The organism is Vibrio sp. FE10 (assembly GCF_030297155.1).
Classification (GTDB): Bacteria; Pseudomonadota; Gammaproteobacteria; order Enterobacterales; family Vibrionaceae; genus Vibrio; species Vibrio apostichopi.
Genome location: NZ_AP028068.1, coordinates 1,146,044 through 1,168,966, shown reverse-complemented (window position 1 = coordinate 1,168,966; position 22,923 = coordinate 1,146,044). Strand labels below are relative to the sequence as shown.

At 45.8% G+C, this 22,923-nt stretch carries 16 protein-coding genes; 8 read left to right on the top strand and 8 right to left on the bottom strand.

All coding sequences use genetic code 11. From position 1 onward, the window contains the following. The first annotated feature begins 3 nt into the window (after window positions 1–3). Entirely contained in the window at window positions 4–1,725 is a 1,722-nt protein-coding gene (locus QUF19_RS22200) for a cobaltochelatase CobT-related protein (protein WP_286299176.1), read from the top strand. Window positions 1,726–1,776: 51 nt separating this feature from the next. Here the strand turns inward: QUF19_RS22200 and QUF19_RS22195 are convergent, their stop codons facing one another. Both QUF19_RS22195 and pta read right to left on the bottom strand, forming a co-directional pair. Continuing rightward, window positions 1,777–2,544 carry a sulfite exporter TauE/SafE family protein gene (locus QUF19_RS22195; RefSeq protein ID WP_286299175.1) on the bottom strand — a complete coding sequence of 256 codons (768 nt, stop codon included), beginning with the start codon at window positions 2,542–2,544 and terminating at the stop codon, window positions 1,777–1,779. A 66-nt stretch (window positions 2,545–2,610) separates the two neighbouring features. Further along, window positions 2,611–3,684, bottom strand: coding sequence for a phosphate acetyltransferase (gene pta / locus QUF19_RS22190; RefSeq protein WP_286299172.1), 1,074 nt, complete (start codon window positions 3,682–3,684; stop codon window positions 2,611–2,613). Between the two features lie 153 nt (window positions 3,685–3,837). Between pta and QUF19_RS22185 the strand changes: the two genes are divergently transcribed. Together QUF19_RS22185 and QUF19_RS22180 are read left to right on the top strand one after the other, a co-directional pair. Beyond that, on the top strand, window positions 3,838–4,620 hold the full coding sequence (locus QUF19_RS22185; RefSeq protein WP_016790487.1) for an IclR family transcriptional regulator: 783 nt from the start codon (window positions 3,838–3,840) through the stop codon (window positions 4,618–4,620). A gap of 147 nt (window positions 4,621–4,767) precedes the next feature. Beyond that, window positions 4,768–6,195, top strand: a complete 1,428-nt coding sequence (locus QUF19_RS22180; protein ID WP_286299141.1) for an NAD-dependent succinate-semialdehyde dehydrogenase — start codon at window positions 4,768–4,770, stop codon at window positions 6,193–6,195. Window positions 6,196–6,388: 193 nt separating this feature from the next. On the opposite strand, the gene QUF19_RS22175 is transcribed toward QUF19_RS22180, so the two are convergent. Both QUF19_RS22175 and QUF19_RS22170 read right to left on the bottom strand, forming a co-directional pair. Further along, window positions 6,389–8,575 (bottom strand): malate synthase G, encoded by a 2,187-nt coding sequence (locus QUF19_RS22175; RefSeq protein WP_286299140.1) that lies wholly within the window; start codon window positions 8,573–8,575, stop codon window positions 6,389–6,391. A 155-nt stretch (window positions 8,576–8,730) separates the two neighbouring features. Beyond that, window positions 8,731–9,684 (bottom strand): LysR family transcriptional regulator, encoded by a 954-nt coding sequence (locus tag QUF19_RS22170; protein WP_286299136.1) that lies wholly within the window; start codon window positions 9,682–9,684, stop codon window positions 8,731–8,733. A 141-nt stretch (window positions 9,685–9,825) separates the two neighbouring features. Here QUF19_RS22170 and QUF19_RS22165 point away from each other — a divergent pair, with 141 nt between their 5' ends. Together QUF19_RS22165 and QUF19_RS22160 are read left to right on the top strand one after the other, a co-directional pair. Continuing rightward, complete coding sequence (locus QUF19_RS22165; RefSeq protein ID WP_076674030.1) at window positions 9,826–11,424, top strand: isocitrate lyase; 1,599 nt, start codon at window positions 9,826–9,828, stop codon at window positions 11,422–11,424. Between the two features lie 221 nt (window positions 11,425–11,645). Then, window positions 11,646–12,239 (top strand): hypothetical protein, encoded by a 594-nt coding sequence (locus tag QUF19_RS22160; protein ID WP_286299125.1) that lies wholly within the window; start codon window positions 11,646–11,648, stop codon window positions 12,237–12,239. 131 nt (window positions 12,240–12,370) lie between these two features. Here QUF19_RS22160 and QUF19_RS22155 read toward each other — a convergent pair whose 3' ends face one another. Both QUF19_RS22155 and QUF19_RS22150 read right to left on the bottom strand, forming a co-directional pair. Continuing rightward, entirely contained in the window at window positions 12,371–12,772 is a 402-nt protein-coding gene (locus QUF19_RS22155) for a cystatin domain-containing protein (protein ID WP_286299122.1), read from the bottom strand. A gap of 258 nt (window positions 12,773–13,030) precedes the next feature. Beyond that, window positions 13,031–15,478, bottom strand: a complete 2,448-nt coding sequence (locus QUF19_RS22150; protein ID WP_286299120.1) for a M9 family metallopeptidase — start codon at window positions 15,476–15,478, stop codon at window positions 13,031–13,033. Between the two features lie 439 nt (window positions 15,479–15,917). Between QUF19_RS22150 and QUF19_RS22145 the strand changes: the two genes are divergently transcribed. Both QUF19_RS22145 and luxN read left to right on the top strand, forming a co-directional pair. Beyond that, the gene (locus QUF19_RS22145) at window positions 15,918–17,153 is read left to right on the top strand and encodes an acyl-homoserine-lactone synthase (protein ID WP_286299117.1); all 1,236 of its coding nucleotides are present in this window, start codon (window positions 15,918–15,920) and stop codon (window positions 17,151–17,153) included. Beyond that, complete coding sequence (luxN, locus tag QUF19_RS22140) at window positions 17,146–19,779, top strand: quorum-sensing autoinducer 1 sensor kinase/phosphatase LuxN (RefSeq protein ID WP_286299113.1); 2,634 nt, start codon at window positions 17,146–17,148, stop codon at window positions 19,777–19,779. The genes QUF19_RS22145 and luxN overlap by 8 nt, the downstream gene beginning before the upstream one ends. Window positions 19,780–19,879: 100 nt before the next feature. Here the strand turns inward: luxN and QUF19_RS22135 are convergent, their stop codons facing one another. Further along, the gene (locus QUF19_RS22135) at window positions 19,880–21,181 is read right to left on the bottom strand and encodes a serine hydrolase domain-containing protein (RefSeq protein WP_286299110.1); all 1,302 of its coding nucleotides are present in this window, start codon (window positions 21,179–21,181) and stop codon (window positions 19,880–19,882) included. 104 nt (window positions 21,182–21,285) lie between these two features. Here QUF19_RS22135 and QUF19_RS22130 point away from each other — a divergent pair, with 104 nt between their 5' ends. After that, on the top strand, window positions 21,286–22,194 hold the full coding sequence (locus QUF19_RS22130) for a LysR family transcriptional regulator (RefSeq protein ID WP_286299106.1): 909 nt from the start codon (window positions 21,286–21,288) through the stop codon (window positions 22,192–22,194). A gap of 128 nt (window positions 22,195–22,322) precedes the next feature. Here QUF19_RS22130 and QUF19_RS22125 read toward each other — a convergent pair whose 3' ends face one another. Further along, window positions 22,323–22,598: a hypothetical protein gene (locus QUF19_RS22125; RefSeq protein WP_243653156.1), complete on the bottom strand. Its 276-nt coding sequence runs from the start codon at window positions 22,596–22,598 to the stop codon at window positions 22,323–22,325. Window positions 22,599–22,923: the final 325 nt, after the last annotated feature.

Here is a 22,923-nt window from a genome sequence, read left to right as displayed (position 1 = left end):
ACCATGGCCAACGTTTCTTCCCAGCAGAAAAAGATCCTCGATCTTGGCGTGTCTGTCGCCAGAGCGATCAGTGGTGAGTTGAGTCTGAATTATCGGGGAGAGCGTCTCTATAAAGGCAATAGCCCCTGTTATTATCAGTCTGCACATACTAACGATCTCACCTTTGTTTCGCGCCATGAATTGAAAAACAGCAAGCTTTCGATGCAAGGCAAGATCGATTCATCGGCACTACGACTCTTGCTTTCAGATGCTGATCTTCATTACTCATTGCGACCGAAAAACGAGGTCGAACGTCTGTTATATGATTTCTGCGAACAGGTACGAATTGAATCGCAAGTTCCATCTTATCTAAAAGGTGTAACCACCAGTATTCAGTTCAACTTTGCGTATTGGAGCGACCAATATCATCAGAATGGTTTCACCGAATCACGAATCGGCATGTTGCTGTTTACTCTGATGCAAGTCATCCATACCCGCTTAACCGGCGTTCCCGTTTCGGAACCAATCGCTGAAACCATTGAATCGACTCGCGCCGGCATCGTGCCTACCTTCGGTCACAGCTTTAAACGCTTAAAGCAACATAGAACCGACCAAGAACAGTTTGCACACAGCGCCAAGGAGCTTGCAGCCCTTGCACAAGAGTTAATCATCCAAGAACAAGAAAGTGATAACTCGCCCACGCCAACGGTCGAAGAAGACATTAAGATCCTTGCGCAGCTTGCCTTGATTGTGGATGGTGACATTCAAGATGAAGACGTCGATACCGATATCACAGGCAGTAGTAAGGTATTCGAGCTTTCGGGCGCGAATTATCAGGTCTTTAATTCAGAATTTGACCAAGTGGTCGCGGCAGATAAGCTCGTCAGGCGCGCCCTGTTACTCGAACTGAGGCAAAAGCTCACCGATGACATTATGGCGAGACAAGTCAACACTCGCCGTTTGGCCGCTATGCTCACCAGCTTTGTTGCCACGCCACAGAGGAACCGACGTCAGGACCATTTAGAAGAAGGCATTGTTAACGCCACTACCATCACCAAGCTCATCACTTCGCCATTGGATCGCACTGTCTTTTATCAACCTGACATCGGCGCATCTCATCAATGTGCCATCACGTTTTTGATGGACTGCTCAGGTTCAATGCAAAAGCACAGTCACAAGTTAAGTTTGTTGATGGATACGATTCTCAAATCCGTTGGGCTGGCCAACATTCCTTTTGAAATTATTGGCTTCACCACCAATAACTGGAACGGTGGCAAGGTCTATCGGCAGTGGCTTAAGCAGGGTCAACCGAAACACCCAGGTCGCTTAAACGAAGTTCGACATATTGTGTTTAAAGATTTTGATACCCATTGGAGACGCTCTCGCCTTGGCATTGCCAGCCTTCGGAAAGCAGACATCTTTAAAGAAGGGATTGATGGCGAAGCAGTGCAGTTCGCTAGTCAACGGTTGCAACAGCACAGTGCTCAGCGAAAGGTTTTAATCGTGTTCTCAGACGGCTGCCCGATGGATACTGCCACCAGCACCGCCAACGATCAGTTCTATTTGGATAACCATCTTAAACAAGTCATTGAACGTGAGTCGACCAAAAACGGTATTGAGATTCATGGTGTGGGGATGGGTGTCGATTTGAGCCCATACTACCGCAGTAACATCACTTTAGATGTGCAGGAGAGCTGCTTGTTTGGGTTATCTAGGAACATCTTCGAGATGCTAAAGCGTGTTTAAACAGGGAAGCTTAGGCTAGCGAATCACTAGCCTCCTTTGTCGAGAATGGTTTTACGAAGAGCCAAACAACGACCATGCAGAGACAGCCATTAAATACCCACCAATCAACATCAGCACAATAAACACCAGCTTTCTGAGTTGATCATTGGACAACGGCGGTGGGAAACGCCGAGCAAACATAGTGACGAGCGCCACCAAGGGGACAGCGATTGCGGATAGCCACAGTATGCTCGCTTCCATGTCACCAGCAGCGTAGACATTGACAGTACGTGACATCGACGTACAAGCGAAAACCATCAGCAGTGTGCTTCGCACCAGATCAAGCGTAAAAGGCTGTCGATAGAGGTGATAGACAATCGGTGGACCTGCCATCCCAAACAACCCACCCGCTAACCCAGAGCTAAAGCCTGAGACAAGGAAAGATACCGTTGCCGAGCGATCCTTTCTGGTTTTAGGTTTGAACATAAAACTCACACCTGCGAATAGCACCATCGCACCCAATAGTCCTCGGAGAATATGCGTTGCTGAATCGCTCAACTCGTCCAGCAAGAACACCCCCAACGACACACCGGGGATAATACCGATCACCAACACCACCAGTATCTTGAGTTCCCCAAGCAGTGGCTTACCCATCAACGCAACCAAGCAATTGAACAAGGTCACAATACTGACCACAGCGGCTATGACGGGTAAAGAAACCAGATTAAGGCTAACCGTCAAACCAATCACGATGATACCAAGCCCAAAACCCGTGACGGTTTGGAAATAAGTACCTACCGCGATGGTGGCAAGAATGGCGAGTAAAACAGGTAACTCCATTAGCTATCCTAATTAGGTTATTTGGGGTTTGATTTGAATGTGAATATCAGCTTCAGGAGCTAGATTTTAGTATCTAAAATCAAATGCCGACTCTTCTTTTTCTTTAACATCAGCTTGAGTATCCACCTTAGAGTTAGACACTTTCCTTTGCTGCGCTTGTACTGCGGTCACCGCAATTACATTAAAGATATCCTCTGCGCTACACCCTCTGGATAAGTCATTGGCTGGCTGATTCAATCCTTGCAGTAACGGGCCAATCGCGACCGCGCCACCTAGCCTTTCTGCGAGCTTATAGCCTATGTTCCCTGCTTCTAAGTTTGGGAATATCAATACGTTAGATTGGCCTTTTACTTCTGAATCGGGCAGCTTTTTCGCGGCTATTTCAGTAACAATCGCGGCATCGAGTTGAACGTCCTGATCGACAGCTATTCCGGGACAACGTTGTTTCACTAACTGAGCGGCATTACGAACCTTATCGACTGATTCGTGTTTCGCACTGCCGTTGGTAGAGAACGACAGCATTGCCACTTTCGGTTCTTCCATCAACAGCGTTTGAGCGCTGTTTGATGCCGCTACGGCAATCGAAGCCAGCTCGGTTTCATTGGGGTTAATCACCAAACCACAATCACTGAAAATCATGCCACCTTTAAGATTATGGAAAGGCTCGCACAACATCATCAGAAAGAAGCTAGACACCAATTCACTGTCTGGTGCTGGCCCAATAATCTGCAGCGCCGCTCGAACTACATCAGACGTGGTGTAAACCGCGCCATTGACTGTGCCGTCAACCAGTCCTTCTCGTACCATCAAGTTGGCAAAAATCAGTGGGTCTTTGACCTTCTCCAATGCATCTTCATAAGTCATGCCTTTGGCTTTTCTTAGCTCATAGAGCCGTTCAGCCAACACAGCTTTGAGTGCTGATGTTTGTGGTGAAACAATGTGAATGCCGGCGAGATTAATGTGGTTCAACTGCGCCGCTTCGATAATCGCTTTTTCATCACCGACTAGCGTGATGTAAGCAAGCTGTTTATCTATCGCCAATCGTGCCGCTTTGAGTACACGAGGGTCTTCTGCTTCACTCAAAACCACTCGCTTACGATCTAAGTGAGCCTTATCAATAATCCGTTCAATCGCCTTCATCTTAAATTCCATTTATTGAGATTAATCGTTCCATAATTTACATTTATATTATTGAAATAATAAAAAAGGTCAAATTTTATTCAGATAATTGAAGATTTTTAATTTGGTATGTACACTCTTATACATAGACATATCGCAAGGATGAATCACTGTATGCAAACAGAAACACCACAAGTTCAAGGAGATACGCCCACGCTCCGACTTTTTGCACTATTAGAGGTGATAGCGCAAAAAGATGAGTTTATTTCTCTTCAAGGGCTCGTCGAAGAAACCGGACTACCGAAACCCACTCTGCACCGCATGCTGCAACAATTGGAAGCCGCGGGCATCATTCAAAGAGATGGTGACGAAAAGCATTACAGCTCTGGTATTCGACTCAGAAAGCTTGCTGAAAACCTGCTGTTCAATAGCACCATGCACAGCGCACGACGCACTATTCTTGAAAACCTTCGAGCAGAAGTCGGCGAGAGCTGCAACCTAACGGCACTGTCGAGCGGTGAAATCATCTATCTTGATCGCGCAGAAACCGAAGCCCCGCTGCGCTTCCATCTACAGCCAGGCTCTCGCGTACCTGTACATTGCTCAGCCACAGGCAAACTGTTTTTGGCGCACATGTCGAAATCACAACGCAGAAGACTGATCGAAAGTGTGCCACTCACTCAATACACAGTGAAAACCATTACCGACTATTCGACGTTAGAGAAAGACATCGAAGAAGCGAAGATCCAAGGTTTTGCGATTGATGATGAAGAGTTCTTACCAGGGTTAGTCTGTATCGCCGTATTGATACCTTCTTCTACTGGCCAATCCAATCTTGGCTTAGCAATACAAGCGCCAGTGATTCGAGTAAAACCAGACGAAGCGATCAAGTTTCTGCCAGCTCTTCAAAAAGCAGCAAAAGCACTCGCGAAGATAGAGTCTGATAACTGGGGCTAGTGAGAAGATTTATCTCAGAGAATAACCAAGATTAGCGAATTAACATCCATACCCTTCGACCAATGAACATTTGGTCGAAGTCATTTGAACACTCGCCAACCCGCACATAAGCAACACGTCTAAAGTAATCACAACAAAGGAATCACGATGCTAAACATTAAGAACCAGCACTTACTCTCTTTTATGGTGACAGAAGCGAACAACGCAGTTGCAGTCACAAACCCAGCAACGGGTGAGCTTATTGGGCATGCGCCAATCTCATCCGAGGCGGAGTTAGAGAGCGCTATTGAACGCGCTCATGTTGCGCAGAAAGAGTGGGCAAAAATTCCCGCTAAATCCCGTGCTGCATTGCTAAATGGTTGGCATCAACTGATCCTTGAAAACAAAGAGGATCTTGCTCGCCTAATGACGATTGAGCAAGGTAAGCCGTTGGCAGAAGCAACGGGCGAAGTGGTGTATGGCGCGAGCTTTATTGAATGGTTTGCAGAAGAAGCGAAGCGTACTTACGGTGATTCCATTCCTAGCACAGCCGCAGGTAAACGCTTGGTGACCATCAAGCAACCTATTGGAGTCGCATGCGCGATTACGCCATGGAACTTTCCGATTGCAATGATAACTCGTAAGGCCGCTCCTGCCCTTGCTGCTGGCTGTAGCTTTATTGTGAAGCCCTCGGACGAGACGCCCCTTTCTGCATTTGCTGTGGTTGAACTGGCTTATCAAGCAGGCATTCCTAAAGATCTACTTCAAGTGGTGCTAGGTGATAGCCCAGAACAGATCGGCGAGCTTTTCACATCACACCCACTGATCAAAAAGATCTCTTTTACTGGTTCTACCCGAGTCGGCAGTATCTTGATGGCTCAAGCAGCAAAAGGTATTAAGCGCACCTCAATGGAACTGGGCGGCAACGCACCGTTTATCGTGTTTGACGATGCGGATATCGACGCGGCCGTTCAAGGCGCAATGGCTTCAAAATTCCGTAATGCAGGCCAAACCTGTGTCTGTGCAAACCGTTTTTATGTTCATAGCAAGGTACATGACGAGTTTGTCGCTAAATTCGACCAAGCCGTTCAGCAGCTTAGAATGGGTAACGGATTAGATGAAGGCGTCACTATTGGCCCTGTCATCAGTGAAAGAGCGAAACAAAACATTCAAGGTTTGATTGACCGCGCCATTGAACAAGGTGCGCAGCCTATAACCCCAACTCAAGCCCTTGATGGGCTGTTCATTCAGCCTCTGGTTCTTAAAGATGTGAAACACAGCATGGACATCGTTCAACAAGAAATCTTTGGCCCAGTCGCGCCTGTGATGAAATTTGAGACTGATGAAGAACTCATCGAGATGGCCAACGATACCATTTATGGTTTGGCGTCTTACTTCTACAGCCAAAATATCCACCGCGTATGGCAGGTCGCTGAAGCACTTGAGTACGGTATGGTTGGTATTAACGACGGCATGATCTCAACTGAGGTTGCGCCCTTCGGCGGTGTTAAGCAATCAGGTATTGGCCGTGAAGGCGCAAAAGAAGGCATCGATGAGTACATGGATATCAAGTATCTGTGCTTTGGTAGTAACTAGGTCTCGGAAGTAGTTAGGCTTGGTCGCAACTAAGCCTAACTATTAAACATCAGCAAGCTTAAACATCGAATAGCCCAACTAACACCTCTCTTCTGAGCTTCCCACACACACAACAAAAAAACAAAAAAAAGCCGCGCTAAATTAGCGCGGCACCTTGGGCTCGGTTCAAATAGGGTAGTTCTTTTTTTATTATTTATTGTGCGGTTCCTTTCAGCTTCAGTCGCATAGCATGCAACACAGGCTCGGTGTAACCACTTGGTTGAGCGCAGCCTTCGAACACCAGCTGGCAAGCTGCTGAGAATGCAATGCTGTTTTCAAAATCTGGCGCCATATTACGGTAGCTAGAATCACCTGCATTCTGTCCATCAACCACTGCCGCCATACGTTTCATGGTTTTCATGACTTGGGCTTCATCGCAAATGCCGTGGCGTAACCAGTTGGCAATGTGTTGGCTTGAAATACGCAATGTCGCGCGGTCTTCCATTAGGCCTACATCGTTAATATCTGGCACCTTCGAACAACCAACACCTTGGTCAATCCAACGAACTACGTAACCAAGAATACCTTGCGTATTGTTGTCCAATTCATTTTGGATATCTTTCGCAGTCAGCTTTTGATTGCCTAGCAGCGGGATAGTCAGAATATCATCGACGTTCGCTCTCACACGCTCACGAAGCTCTTTCTGACGGCTAGGAACACTCACCTTGTGATAGTGCAAGGCATGCAGAGTCGCGGCAGTTGGAGAAGGAACCCAAGCGGTATTGGCACCGGCTTGTGGGTGTCCAATTTTCGCGTCCATCATCTTGGCCATGTTATCTGGCTCTGGCCACATACCTTTACCAATCTGGGCTTTACCTTGCAGGCCACAAGCTAAGCCAAGATCAACGTTTTGATCTTCGTACGCGCCAATCCAAGTCATGGTTTTCAGCTGTGTTTTCGGAGCAAATGGTCCTGCTTCCATGCTGGTGTGAATTTCATCACCGGTTCGGTCTAAGAAGCCTGTATTGATAAACACGACACGGTCTTTAGCCGCGCGGATACATTCTTTAAGGTTGACTGAAGTACGACGCTCTTCGTCCATGATGCCGACTTTGATCGTGAATCGGTCTAGGCCTAACGCATCTTCAATGCGACCAAACAGTTCATTGGTAAAGGCGACTTCTTCAGGACCATGCATCTTAGGTTTAACAATATTAATGCTGTTTGCGGTAGAGTTTTGGTACACGCTGTTGCCTTTTAAATCATGCATCGCGATTAGCGAAGTGATCATGCCATCCATAATGCCTTCAGGCACTTCATTGCCTTGAGCATCAATAATGGCAGGGTTAGTCATTAGATGGCCTACGTTGCGGATGAACAACATGCTGCGACCTTTCAGCGAGATCTCGCCCCCCGTCACACTGGTGTATTGACGATCTGGGTTGAGGTTACGAACGATGGTTTTGCCGTTTTTCTCTAGCGACTCTTGTAAGTCACCTTTCATTAGGCCTAACCAGTTACGGTAAGCCAATGCTTTGTCTTCACCATCGACCGCAGCTACTGAGTCTTCGCAATCCATAATGGTGGTGAGAGCCGATTCCACCAGCACATCTTTAATACCAGCCACATCAACGCTGCCAATTGGCGCGCTCGGGTCAATTTGTATTTCAATATGTAGGTTGTTGTGCTTAAGCAAAATGCTTGAAGGCGCACTTGCATCACCTTGGTAACCAATGAACTGGTTGCGATCAATTAGAGTGACTTCTTCGCCGTTATCTAAGGTCGCTGTCAGTGTATTGCCAATGCTGACGTTACTGATGCTGTATTTGGTCACGTCTTTATGGGAGACACCGTTGAGAGGTGCTGCGTCATCAAGGAAACCTCGAGCGTAGCTCACTACTTTAGCGCCACGAACAGGGTTAAAGCTGCCACCTTTTTCTGCACCATCACTTTCGCTGATGACATCGGTTCCGTAGAGCGCATCGTACAAACTGCCCCAACGCGCATTAGCCGCGTTAAGTGCAAAACGTGCATTCATAATAGGTACAACAAGCTGCGGCCCCGCTTGTGTTGCAATTTCAGGCTCAACGCTTGCGGTGGTTACTTGAAAGTCTTCGCCCTCAGGCACTAAGTAGCCAATCTGCTGCAAGAACTGTTTGTACTCTGCCGCATCTAGCGTTTGTCCAGCACGCTCTTGGTGCCAAACATCAATTTGATGTTGGAGATCGTCGCGCTTAATAAGCAATGCGCGGTTCTTTGGAGCCAAATCTTCAAGGATGGTTGCAAATGATTGCCAAAAGTCTTCAGCGACAATGCCTGTTCCAGGAATGACCTGATCATTAATTAATTGGTAGAGGGTGCTATCAATGTTCAAGCTTCCCTGTTGAATACGACTGCTCATAAAATCTCTCTCAAGCTAACTGATGACTACTCAATATATTTACTTAACTGACTTAAATTTAAATAACTAGTTTAAAGTTACTTAACGGGCGCAAATTTAGCTAATTTATGCCAGTTATACTGGATATTCATATAAAAAATACCCTACAAACTGTGTTATTCCGTCACACCACTTTCTATTTCATTGGCGACACTTTTAATCAATCGACGCATCCACTGATGGTCAGGATTGGTTTGTAACAATGGACTCCACGCCATTTTCACCTCAAAGGGTTCAATAGCGAATGGTGCTGGTTTGATTAACAACCTAGGGTTATTGCGCTGCAATTGCGCTGCTTTGGTTGGAATGGTCAGGATCAGGTTCTTCTGTTGAGCGAAGAGAATCGCCGACAAATAGTGTCGTGTGAACACCGTGATATTACGTGTTTTACCAATGCGCATTAGTGCTTCATCAATCCACCCGAGCTTTTGTGCTTCGCTTGGGTTGATCCCAACACCGGTGCCCATACCTGTCTTACTTACCCAAATATGTTGCGCCTTTAGATAAGACAAAAGATCGAAGTTGTCGGCTATCGGGTTATCACAACTAAATAGGCAAGAGAACCCGTCGTGCCAAAGGCTCATCTGGTGAAACGACTGTGGAATGTCGTCAAAACGGTTGATGATAATATCAACAGTGCCTTGCTCCACATCCTGATAACTCACGTCACTTGGCGTCATGATATCCAGTCGTATTTTCGGTGCTATCTCGCTCAACTTTTTCAATAGCGGCTGAATAATGGTCGACTCAGCATAGTCACTCGCCATGATACGAAACACGCGCTCACTGTCTTCAGCATTAAACTCCGTGGTCGGCTGCAATGTCTTTTCTACATTCGCCAGGATGTTTCGAATCAGTGGCTGCAGTTTATGTGCTCGCTCGGTCGGTATCATCCCTTCACTGGTTCTCACCAACAGCGGGTCTTCAAACAGATCACGCAATCGACGCAGGCCATTACTCATGGCTGGCTGAGTTATTCCTAATTGATTTGCTGCTCGTGTAACGTTTCTTTCACGTAGCAACATGTCTAAATACACAAGTAAATTAAGGTCTATACGAGCAATATTCATAAGAAAAATACCGAATATAATAACTATAAATTAACAAAATTATCACATACATGGTTATTCTTTGTCCATGGTTAGATTTAATCCAAATCGAATGACCTCGCCAAATTGGCCAACATGTCCACGTGAAACTAAGGAATAGTTATGTCGCAAATTACACAAGATATCGAAAAGATTGAAGTTGCAAAAAGCGCTGCTGGTGCTCCATGGGATGCAATCAACCCTGAATCTGCAGCTCGTATGCGAGCTCAAAACAAATTCAAAACAGGTCTGGATATTGCGCAATACACGGCAGATATCATGCGTGCAGACATGGCGGCTTACGACGAAGACAGCTCTCAATACACTCAATCACTGGGTTGCTGGCATGGTTTCATCGGCCAACAAAAGTTGATTTCTATTAAGAAGCACTTTGATGGCAAGACAGACCGTCGTTACCTATACCTTTCAGGTTGGATGGTAGCAGCACTTCGCTCTGACTTCGGTCCACTTCCAGACCAATCTATGCATGAGAAAACGTCAGTTGCTGGTCTAGTAGAAGAGCTATACACCTTCCTACGCCAAGCGGATGCTCGTGAACTAGGTGGCTTATTCCGTCAACTAGATGCGGCACGTGAAGCGGGTGATGTGAATCTACAAGACCAAATCCAAGATAAAATCGACAATCACGTAACACACGTAGTACCAATCATTGCCGATATCGATGCAGGTTTCGGTAACGCAGAAGCGACTTACCTAATGGCTAAGCAGATGATTGAAGCGGGTGCATGTTGTCTACAAATCGAAAACCAAGTAGCCGATGAGAAGCAATGTGGTCACCAAGACGGCAAAGTGACGGTTCCTCATGCTGACTTCCACGCAAAACTTCGCGCACTTCGTTACGCTTTCCTTGAACTAGGCATCGACAACGGCGTTATTGTTGCTCGTACCGATTCACAAGGTGCTGGTCTAACAAAAGAAATCGCAGTAGTGAAAGAACCTGGCGATCAAGGTGATATCTACAACTCATACCTAGATGTTGAAGAAATTGATGTTGCAGATATGGCTGAAGGTGATGTTTGCTTTAACCGTGACGGCAAACTAGTTCGTCCTAAGCGTCTGCCTTCAGGCTTATACCAATTCCGCGAAGGTACTGGTGAAGACCGCTGTGTATTCGACTGTATTGAAGCAATCAACGCGGGTGCTGACCTGCTTTGGATTGAGACTGAGAAACCACACATCGGTCAAATCAAAGAGATGATGGATGGCGTACGTGAAGTACACCCTAATGCGAAACTGGTTTACAACAACTCTCCATCATTCAACTGGACGCTAAACTTCCGTCAACAAGCATACGATGCGTTGGCAGCAGAAGGTAAAGATGTATCAGCATACGACCGTGCAAGCCTAATGAGTGCGGAATACGATGAAACTGAACTGTCTGCAAGCGCTGACGAGAAGATTCGTACATTCCAAGCGGATGCATCTCGCGAAGCGGGTATCTTCCACCACTTGATTACTCTACCGACTTACCACACAGCAGCACTGTCTACCGACAACCTTGCAAAAGAGTACTTCGGTGACCAAGGCATGTTGGGCTACGTTGCTAATGTTCAACGTAAAGAGATTCGCCAAGGTATCGCATGTGTTAAACACCAAAACATGTCTGGTTCAGACATGGGTGATGACCACAAAGAATACTTTGCTGGTGAAAATGCACTAAAAGCAGCGGGTGAAGCGAATACGTCTAATCAGTTTGATTAATCGTTAACAGCGTTTCCCCTCTAGAATCTCCCCCTCCCTTTTCCCTGTTAGGTGCCGGGAGGGAGGAAGTTTTGGGATGAAGCTTGTACTGCCGGCTTCATCTCAAAGCCTCAGATTTGTGTTCCACACCACTGTGACCCTGAAAAATTCTGTTTACACTGATCACATTCCTGTTTGTTGATTTTCCTATTTATTGATATGCCTATTTATTGAGAGTGCCTATGACTTCAATACCGACACACCTACAAGATGCTAAAACACTGCTGTCAGAAAATGGTTTCGCTACTGGTGATACTTGGTATCACGGCACATCTTCAGCCTTGCTTGCTTCAATCCAAGGCCAAGGGCTGAAACGCTCAGGAGACAAAGCACTCAATGAAGCCGCTTCAAAAACCATGGCAACGATTGGCAATAACTACACAGAATCCGTTGAGCCAGTTTTCTTAACTCAGAGCAAAGAACTGGCCTACTACTGGGCTCAGCAAACCATTCGCGAGCGCAGCACTCGTTTTGAGGGTGAAGAGCGCCCTATCGTGTTAGCAGTCGACCTATCTGAAAAACAACAAGCTAAAGTAAGACCGGACGTTGGCGCAATGAGCCTATTAATGATGAGTGTTGGCGAGCAATTCATGGCTCACTTAACTGAGATCTATCAAGAGAACAACATCGCAGGCCCAGACATCGAACTGCGCACTGCGGATCGTATGGACTATCTCAATAAGCTTGGAATGGCCTACATTGATGAAGACATCAGTCGTGCTTGTGTGCAAGAGCTTTATGAACCAGAACTGTCAGAGCCGGAACTAACCAGTTAATAAAGTTCATTACGTAAGCAATATTCAGAATAAAAAATGGCTCCTAAGTAGGAGCCATTTTTATGTGTGACGTTATTTACATGCTGGTTAATCAATGGGTTAGTTGATCAATAGACAAGTAAATCCACGGACTAGTTGATCAATGGACACAGGCGACCTTGTTGCGCAGCTTGAGTCATTGTCATCTCACCCTGCAACGAACGATACACAATGGTGTTCCAAACTTCGCCATTATCCATCTCAAAATCGATAGCATAGTTCAAACCACTGACAACCTGAGTTCGAACACTCAAGATTTTCTCAAGCTTCGCAGCAGTATTCATTTGTCCCAGAACCACATCTAAAGCTTGTTTTGCTTCTGGCGTGATATCACTCTGTGACCAACCACCTGTCAGGTTTTTAGTGCTACAGATCGGATTCGCTTTCTCTTGTGGTTGAGCGGCAACATCAGATTCCTGACTACATCCAGCTAACGCAGCGACACTAAACACGGCTGCTAATCCAAGTAATGATGTTAATCGTACTTTTTTCATGAATCCTCTCTACATCGTTCATTCAGTCATTTACAAGAGATTACTCGTAATGATGTTTCATATGCAGGCAAGCTTAGACCTTAAATGTCATTACTTCATCAGAGATTATGGTGTAACTACTCTATAAATACAGAGCACTGTCAGAAAAACAAAGCCGGACACTGCTGCCCGGCTTTTTACCCATCTATTCAATTGATATTTAGGCCATTTAGATTGGGTGGCGTTTTCGTTCGCGCTTTTTAATGACTGCCTGTTTTACTAGTGAAAGAACACCAACATCTCGACATCATCCCCTTGCTGTTCTGCACTCAGTAAGAAGTGTAAATAGCCTTCTTCTGTTACAGGAATCTGTAGGTATTCATTGCTGCCTCGATAATCCGATGCGTAGTCATGTTGTCCTGCTGTTGGCCAATATGAGTGGCTTGCGAACAGATCAACGTTGCCTCGATTTGGTTGATCAGTATTCCTATCATTCAGCCACACTCGCACCTCTTGCACGCCCTGTGGAACATAAACCGCCGCATAACGTCGTTGGTGCACAGTCAATACTTGAGCCTGACCGGATTCCAATACGATTGGCGTTAAGTCATCTTGTTCTTGTGATGGCGGCGTTGGTGTTTCTGTCTCTAGCGATGCCAACAGTGTCACGTCATTAAAATCGGTGCGCCCTGCAATACTCATGTAATAGCGACCCGGCTTGATGTAGCCCGATGCCTCTGGCTCAAACGTCACCATCTCATTGCTGCCATTGTTGTATTGGCTGAATTCAAAGTCGTAATAATGTGCTTGTTTGTTGTAGCTCATATAAAGATCAGCATCACCTTGGCTTTGACCTGAAGCATGACCTTCAATCGAAACCTCAAAATGCGTGGTGTTCTCTGGTACTTCGACGTAGAACAATTGCTCGCTGTACGCCTCGCCGTTCAACACCACACTTTGGTTTGCTGCAAGCACTATGGCTTGGTCTGTTGGATTTGTAGGGTCAGTCGGTTCTGTGGGATCAGTAGGCTCTGTTGGTTCACTTGAAACGGTGTCTAGCCAACGCTCAAACTCACCATTGTATTGCTGCCCAAGCACTTTCACCTGTTGCGCCCATTCGGAAAACTGGCCAGTACGAGACAGTGCCAATAAGCTCTGCACCTCTTGAGGATGTTCTTCCATCATAAAGCGCACCGCCAAATAGCCCCATCGATAGATACGGTTAGAATCATGAGAGTAAGTGGTTGCAAGCACATCCGACAGGCTCATCTTCCCGCTGTTAATCAAGCTTACCGCAGCATCGTAGCCTTGCTTGTAATGCATGAATTCGGCAAAACCTTCTAACCACCACACCACATAACCGTGTGCCAAGTTGTCGCTAAAGGAGCCATATTGGTTGAAGCGCGCATCGAGGTAATGAGTGTATTCATGTTCAAGATTAAGAATAGAGAGGTCATCGCCATTGGCGTAACGGTAAGCAACGAAACGCGCCACGTTCGCCACCTCTGCAGGGTTACCCTCTAAGTACTGACCGCCGTTGTCTGTGGTATTACCAAACAGGAACGACGAGTAATCGATATAACTGCCTTTGCTGCCAAACACCGCCACTTCCACTCGGTTGTTGTTATCGTCGGCGACAGGTTGTTGACCCGTGTTCGCGACTTGGTGGAAATCGGCCTCTTTGACAGCCAACACATTACAAGCTTCCATCGCTTGTGCTTGCGTTAAATCTTGTGAGCGAATAATCGCAGGCCCTTGGCACTCATGACGATTGGGAAGTACACGCGTAGCTAAGTCACGCTTTGCTTGCTCTAGGTCTAGCCCATTTAGGCCCTCTGGTGCGAAATAACTCATCATCTCGACAGCCGCTAACCAAAGCTTATCGTGTTCGCTGCCCAGTGGATTTTGCACCATCACCTGTTGCATGACTTGCAGAGCTTTGTTTTTGGTGGCTTTGTCTGGGCTTGCCAGCAAACGACCTGTTTCGCGCACGGCGTTATAAACAAGAAAGCTCGCATCAGTATCTAAAGCCCACAAGTTATCACGAGCGAACGCCGCCAGCGTATCGATATGTTGAGTATGACTGGCTATGTAATCGTAGAAGTCATCTCGGGCTGCGTGTCCTGCCATTGCTCGAAACAGATTATTTAGCCCGTCAACCCATTGGGAATCCTGCGCTGTTTCACGGTTAAAGTGATTCAATGCCGCAAGTTGCGCATCCATGGTCAGTTGTAGTTGCTTTACGTTATCGACCATCAGCGTCAGGCTTTTCATTGCCCCAACTTGCTCTCGCCCTTGGTCCAGCGCATTAGGGGTCGCTAGAAAAGCATTGGTAGATTGAGCAAATCGTTGGCTTAACGCCTCAGAGAAATCCTGCGCTTGCGCGTTATAGCGAACGTAATAAGCCGCGCGAACAAACTCACCAAGGTTTTCAAGTTTACGTGCTTGTTCAGCCTCACCTCGATAACGGGCTATCTCTAAGTTCAGCGCCACTTGAATACGACTTAGGCTTGCTTCGCTATAGATACTGTCTAGTGAATTATCCGATGCAGAGAACCAAGAACTGTAGCAACGGTTGTCTGCCGAAGAGACAGCGAGTGCAAGATCGGACGCCTGTTGAAGATCAAGCACCTCGCACTGATTTTGAGCAAAAGAGAAACTGGACACACAGGCAAGCATGCAAGCGAGCGCCAAACGATGACGTGGAAATAAACGGGTATGAGACATACAACACTCATTAGTTAATTATATATTTTGGGTCGCCGTTATATTCCTTACAGTTAGCAAGGTGAATGCAGTTGCGTATGATTTATGAGCTTGGTTCAGAAAATAGATATTTTAGGTTATTTTATAAACCTAAAGGATTATGCTCGGATTGAATAAATAGAACTCAATTCATGAGCAAAGCATATAAGTGATTGAGAGGGCTCTAATTTAGGGATTCATTAATTAATTCGTACATGACTAACCCATATTGTTAAGGGTAAGCACAAGTAGTAAACTTGCGCTCGATTATGCAACTTGTTTTTAAAAACAATAGACACAATTAGAGTTATGATTGTTCACCAAAGTAACTTTATATCAAATACTTACTATAAATCCGTGTCGAATTGACTGGTGCAAATCAAATAAAAATAATTATATAAACCTAGGCTAGGTTCACACCATGAAATTAACGTCGTCTTTAGACTCACTGTTGGCTAGCAGTCTGTCTATCGAAAAGAAACAACAAGCGCTGATCGAGCTCATGATCAACGCTTATCAGCCACAAGAACGTACCGCTCTTTTTCAAACCGTCACAGACTATCGTAGACGACTATTGGAATCGTTCTTCCCAGAACACCAAAACAAAAGCCTCTCCGTTTTATTTGAATTGATGGACTATCGTGATCTCATTCAACGCTATCCAAGTTCTCTATCGACAGAGATGGCATTGTTAGAGACAGCTGCAGGCCAGTGTTACATGCATTGGTTGGACTTTTGGTGCGAGTGCGAGATTGCCGCCATTAAAGCAAAATCTCCGTTGGATGTTAGCTCGCTCCCTTGTATCGATCTGCCTATCAAAGACAGCGCTTACTATGGTGCAATCATTGAACAGATTGAAGATGATCCGCTTGTAGTCCAAACACCCAGCCATCCACAAGGAATGCCAATCGGTGATGCCATCGCATTGAGCAATCTTGAGGTTTTCATCAAGGGTGAGAAATGGTTTGAAATGTTGCCTTTACTGCACCTTTCACAAACCGGTAAGCACTTCATTCTACTCAAGCATCCAATTGATGAAGCCTTCCCGACTCTAGTTTCTTCAGCGTTGATTCAAGGTTGGTCAAAGAATGAAACATGGTTAAGCTATGCGCCGCCGTTCAGTAATGAGCAATGGCAATACTGTTTACCTAAGCATGGTTACGATGAACTCGTTGGGCTGCAACTTTTCACACCGTCAGCACTGTCAAAATGTTACTCTCTCCCAGAATTCGATAATCAATTCCAGTTACAATTGTCTGATAAACAAGCCATTTGTGAAGTGTTGCGCTTAACAGTCAGCGGTAACACCCAACAAAAACTCTACTTCCTTTATCTTGCTCAAAAAGAGCTGATGAGCGTATTACATCAAGTTGGGTATAAGATCGGCTTCACTATTATCGAGCAACCTTTCATGCTTCAGTTTTATCAAGCCATTGACCCCAAAGCGTATTTCCATTCTGGATATTGCGAGCTTAATGATGATGGCACCACCATTTATCGTGGGTTCTGGAATTTTGAATTGATGGTCAAGGTATTCAACGACACCGATTTTCGCCGCTACAAACACGCAGTGCGCGCGATCAGAAAGCTAAGTTCAGAAGAACAAGCGAACTCAGTAAATACAGCAAGCTCCGTAAAAAAGGATGAACATGTTTGATTTCGGCCTAGAGGCAATCGTCTACGCCAAAGCAATAACACTGCTGGCAACGGTGGCCATCGTCGTGATGTGGTTACTCTACTATTGCTATCGCCTTAAACTCAAAAATGAAGCGATCGCGGGCACACACCATGTCGCGTACATCGCCTATTCTGTCTGTATTGTTGCGTGGATCAGCAGTAATGCTTACTTCCATACCGACTTACTGCCAGAACTTGGGGCATCAACGGCTGTGTTGGCTGCGAAATTTGCCAACCTCGCCTCTTTCTTTGCGTTTGCCTTTGCTTATTACTTCTCGTGTCAGCTCGCCGCAGAGCAACGCAATGGTAAGGTGCATGTGTGGCAACAAGCGATTTTCGTTACCCTAACTGTCTACTCCTTCTTTATTAATTTAAGCCCGGGGTTAACCGTTGAAGACGTTATCATTGTAGGCCCAAGCCAGTTCATCATTGAGTTCGGGCCGCACACATCGTACTTCTTCATTGGCATGATTAGCTTTGTAGTTCTGACTCTCGTCAATCTCGTCGCGATGCGTGCCAACAGCAGCAAGCTAACACTCACCAAAACCAGTTACATGATTGCGGGTATCTTGGTGTTCATGCTGTCGACGGCAACGATTCACCTTGGCATGACCTTCTTCTTGCGCGATTTCTCACTCACTTGGCTACCACCCGCCTTATCGATTAGTGAGATGTTGTTTGTTGGATATGCCCTGCTGACTTCTCGTTTCTACAGCGTGAAATACCTTGCGTACATGAGCCTCAATGCACTGTTGGTCTGTGCTATTTTGGTGATACCTTTCGGTGCGATTTTTATCCCGCTGACTGAAGATAATCAATGGCTAATCGCAATCCCCATCTGTGCGCTGATAGGCATTACTTGGCACGTACTCTATAAACGTGTGAGCCGCTACGCCTCGTTCTTTGTATACGGAAACAAGAAAACACCCGTCCAACAAATCCTTGCGTTGGAAGAAGATTTCAAGCTGTCAATTGATGATGCTATGCGTCGTTTGGGTAGCCTACTGCAAATCCCAGAAGACAAGCTGCGCCTCGTTAACAGCAACTACAACGAGACCTTCTACGAAGATTATCTTTCGACGAACAAGTCTGTTTTGGTGTTTGACGAACTGTCTGAAGAGTTAGATTACACCGCGCCTGCGAAAAGCTCGATCAAGGCGCTGTATGAAAAGATGAGTTCGAATAATACCGCCTTGGTGATGCCTTTGTTTGGTCAGGGCAAGTCCGTTACGCACTTGTTGGTGTCATCGCACAAGAGCAACGATCAGATGTTCTCTAACGAAGAGATCTCTGCGCTGCAAACCTTGTTAACGCGTGTACAAAGTACGATTGAAGCAGATAGACGCATACGTCAAAGCCGTGCATTGGCTAACTCAATTGCCCATGAAATGCGTAACCCGCTAGCTCAAGTACAATTGCACTTTGAAATTTTGAAGCAGCATATTGATAATCAAGCACCAGCGAAGCAGATCCTACTTGATATTGAGAACGGCCAAGCTGCGATTCAACGCGGTCGACAGCTGATTGATATCATCTTGCGAGAAGTCAGTGACAGCTCGCCTGAGCACGGGCCAATCACCATGACCTCGATTCACAAGGCCGTGGATCAAGCCGTCAGCCACTATGGCTTTGAGAACGAGAAGATCATTGAGCGAATTCGTCTACCACAACACGCTGATTTCGTGGCAAAACTGAATGAGACCTTATTCAACTTCGTTATTTTCAACCTGATCCGTAACGCGATCTACTACTTTGATTCCTATCCAGATAGCCAAATCGAGATCAGTACCAAAGCTGGTTCTTACGAGAATGTGCTCGTTTTCCGAGATACAGGACCAGGCATTGATGAAGCCATTGCTCACAAGATCTTCGATGACTTCTTCTCTTACCAAAAGAGCGGTGGTAGTGGTTTAGGTTTAGGTTATTGCCAACGCGTAATGCGTTCATTTGGTGGTCGAGTTGAATGTAAATCTAAGCTTGGTGAGTTTACTGAATTCCATCTGTACTTCCCTGTAGTGCCGAATGCGCCGAAAGCAGATGCTCTGCGTACGCCTTATTTCAACGATTGGAAACACAACCAACCAACTGAAGATAAAGCCGAAGCTGAAGTACAGCCAGAGAAGCAAACGCCAAGTGCTGATAACGAACCTGCACCTGAAACTGAGCCAGAAAAGACGCAAACAGCAAACCCACCAGCATCAAATCATCTCGCACCCACCGTGCTGATCGTTGATGACAAAGAAGTACAACGTACCCTTGTTCAGATGTACTTGAGCCGACTCGGTGTTAACAGCCTACAAGCAAAGAACGGTGAGAATGCCGTTGAGCTGTTTAGAACGCACCAAGTCGATTTGATTTTGATGGACGTGCAAATGCCAGTCATGAACGGTTTTGACGCAAGCCAGATCATCAAGGCGCGATCGCCCAACACACCGATCATTGCTTTATCTGGTGAATCTGGACAACGTGAGCTAGACATGATCAGCAAACTGATGGATGGCCGCCTAGAGAAACCAACCTCATTGGATGCGCTGCAACACGTACTCGATAACTGGTTGAAGACAGAAACGACGCCTAATGCCTCTAAAGAAGCTGAAAGTGAATAGTTGGTCGCTAATTGTGATGGCTGACAAGCACATCAATGGTTGATCAAAAATCCCCTCAAGAGGTTATCTTGAGGGGATTTTTATATTCAGCAACCTATGTCTATAGCGACTTAGCCAATGACTCAAAAGCTTCCACTCTCGCTTTTGATTCTTCACGTGCAGCATTCGAAGCACTTTCTGCTGAAGAGAACGTAGCAATCACGACATTCTTGTCTTGGTTGATATACAAGAACTGACCAAACACCCCTCGATACGTCGCAATATTTTTGTCTGAGTCGTGTACCCAAAGGAGGTTTTTGTAGCCCTCTAAGTGCGAATCAAAGACTTTAGCCTCAGTATCTTTGTAGACACTGTTCATCATGTGTCGATTTTCTTCTGGCGTAATATTGAAGCTGTCTTTGACCCACTTTTCAGAGAAGACTTGTTGACCGTTATATTCGCCATTGTTGACCATCGCTAACCCAACACGTGCAAAATCTCGAAGCGTCGTATTGAAACCACCAGTTGCGACTGGGTTGTAGTTCATGTCCGTCATGAAGAAGGCATCATGCTCTGTGCCGAGTTTGTTCCAGATGTTGTCAGCAATAAATTGATCAAGTGTTTGACCGGAAACGCGAGCGACAACCCACCCGATAACATCAACGTTCGGGCTGTGGTACTCAAACTTTTCGTTCACCTTCAAATTTTCATTCTGTTCAAACATCGCAGAGAAGCTCAGCAAATCACGAGGCTTATCTGTCTTTGTTGGGTCCAATGCCAGCAAGTCATACGCTGGAATAAACCCTAATCGGCGGAAGTATTCGAAATGCACATCACCCGGAGCCATGTTTACATAGTCTTCGCTGTAATCAATCGCAGAGGTCATGTTCAGTAAAGTTCGTAAAGTCTGCTCACCAAAGTGTGTTCCTTTAAGCTCTTCGATGTATGTGCTGACCTTTTTCTCAACATCAACCTTACCTTGCTCAACCAACAAACCTAAAGCCTGACCAACCAAAGATTTGGTACTTGAAGCCCACAGGTGGTGATCTCTTGCTGTGAAGTCACCAAAGTATTCTTCATGCAATATCTTTCCGTCTTGAATAATAATGTAGCCATCAGTGTGATCATTAATCATCGCATCACGAAAAGTCAGCTCTTCTCCGGAATAAGTAAATTTGTGCTGAGCGACTTCCGCATTCAATGCTTGTGGGATCTCGTTGATTGCACCATCTCTAGACACCATAACCGTTGGATGGATTCCCATGTTCTGGAAAGCCCATTTATTAAATGACGCATGCGTCCAGTTTTCCAGTGTGACTTGCTCATTCGCTTTTGCTGGCACTGTCGACATAGGCTTGATATCCGCCATCGCGGTTGTCGAAAATAAGCCTGCAGTGACCAATGAAATAATCGACTTTCTCATCTGAAATCTCCGTTAACAATCTTGTGTGTACGGATGTAGCGTACTTTGCTAAGTTCAAACATATAAATCCAAAATGTACGTCCAAACAGTACAAAGGTGATCAAATGATGATTTCGAATGAACAGGTGGCATGCTTCACCAGTGTCTATGAGCTTCAAAGCTACAGTGCTGCGAGCAAAAGATTGAATAAGGCTCGTTCAACGGTGCGAGAGAGAATCAATGCATTGGAAGATTTGATGGGAATGGAGCTGTTTTCTATCGAAGGAAAAAAGGCAGTTGCAACGGACATTGCTCATCGTCTATACCCAAGAGCACGGTTACTGGCGAGACAGTCACTAGAATTCGAGAACATAGCCTTATCAGCCTATAAAGGCGAGCTCAGCAACATTACTGTTTATCACGATAGCTCGATCCCTTGTCAGCTTTTGCTTAGCATTGAGTCTGAGATCAAGTCTCTTCACCCTCACATGCTTATCAACTGGCTGCAACGAGATAGAAACCACTGCTTACAGCAGATAGAAGATGGAGATGCCCTGTTTGCCATTATGCCTGGGATGGGCAACTTACACCCGAGCGCGGGTATCGGTAATATCAACCTCGGATCTTTCCAGTTGAGCCTGTTCACTTCCGTTCACTCTAGCATTCCAAACCGATCGATTTCGATTGCCGAGCTAGCAACCTTTCGTCAATTGATCACTGAGAATGACATTGCAAACGAGCTTAGACACACCAAGATCAGTAGTGAATTTGAAGTGGTCACATCACAAAGCCTGCTCATCGAAAAGTTAAAGCAAGACGGATGGGTTGTATGTCCTCGGGAGAACCTAGCCCAATACATAAAAAGTGGTGAGGTACGTGAAATCGAGCTCCAAGAAGCGCCAAATATGATTCAGCAAGATTGCATTATGTTTTACAACCTATCCTCTAAAGCGTCTGAGCAAGAATCTCAAATCATCGAAGTGGCCGCTAAAGTGATTAAGAATCAGGTACTTCGTAAAGAGCAGTCATTCTGATGAAAGCCAATATTCAGTCTGCCGTTTCATGAACGTTCTAGCAAAAAACGCCCTCAAGAAACCAGTCTTGAGGGCGTTTTAATTTGAATCAAATCAGACTAGAAATAATAATCTAAATAGAGGGCAATCTAAAGCTCTTTAATCTCGATCTGACGCAGCGTCTCCATGTATTCCAAAGTTTCATTCACATCGACTGGCTCGTATAAACGCAACACTCCCGCCCAGCCTTCAGAGACTTCAAAATCATAAGCTTCACCTGAGCCACAGTTGAATGTCACTGACACCGTGCCATCACCGTTATCACGCATGGACTCACCCGACGCATAGAAATGCTCAGAATCAATCCAACCGTCAGCGCCATAAGTGGTCAGAGAGTAATAACCGCCGCGACCTTCAAAGTCCAAGTTTGGTGTTGGAATCGTCCATTCTTGGCAGGTCGTTTTACCTTGTCCCGGAACACGCTCTAGATACTGTGCAGTGTCTGCTGGTAGTCCGGCATAACCAAATGCCGTCACGTATTTGAAGTGGTGATCTTCTACTTCATCCAAAGTCGCACCAAATCCTTTTAATCCTTCAATAGGCGCGCCATGTTTCATCACGTTATTGATCAGTTTCAATCGGTAGTTTTCAACGTCACTTGGGTTGTAGCCTTTGCCTTGATATGGCTTGTTAGACTTCGCTTTGATAGAAAGTAAACTCTGACGACGCTTGGTATCTTCAATTGATTCA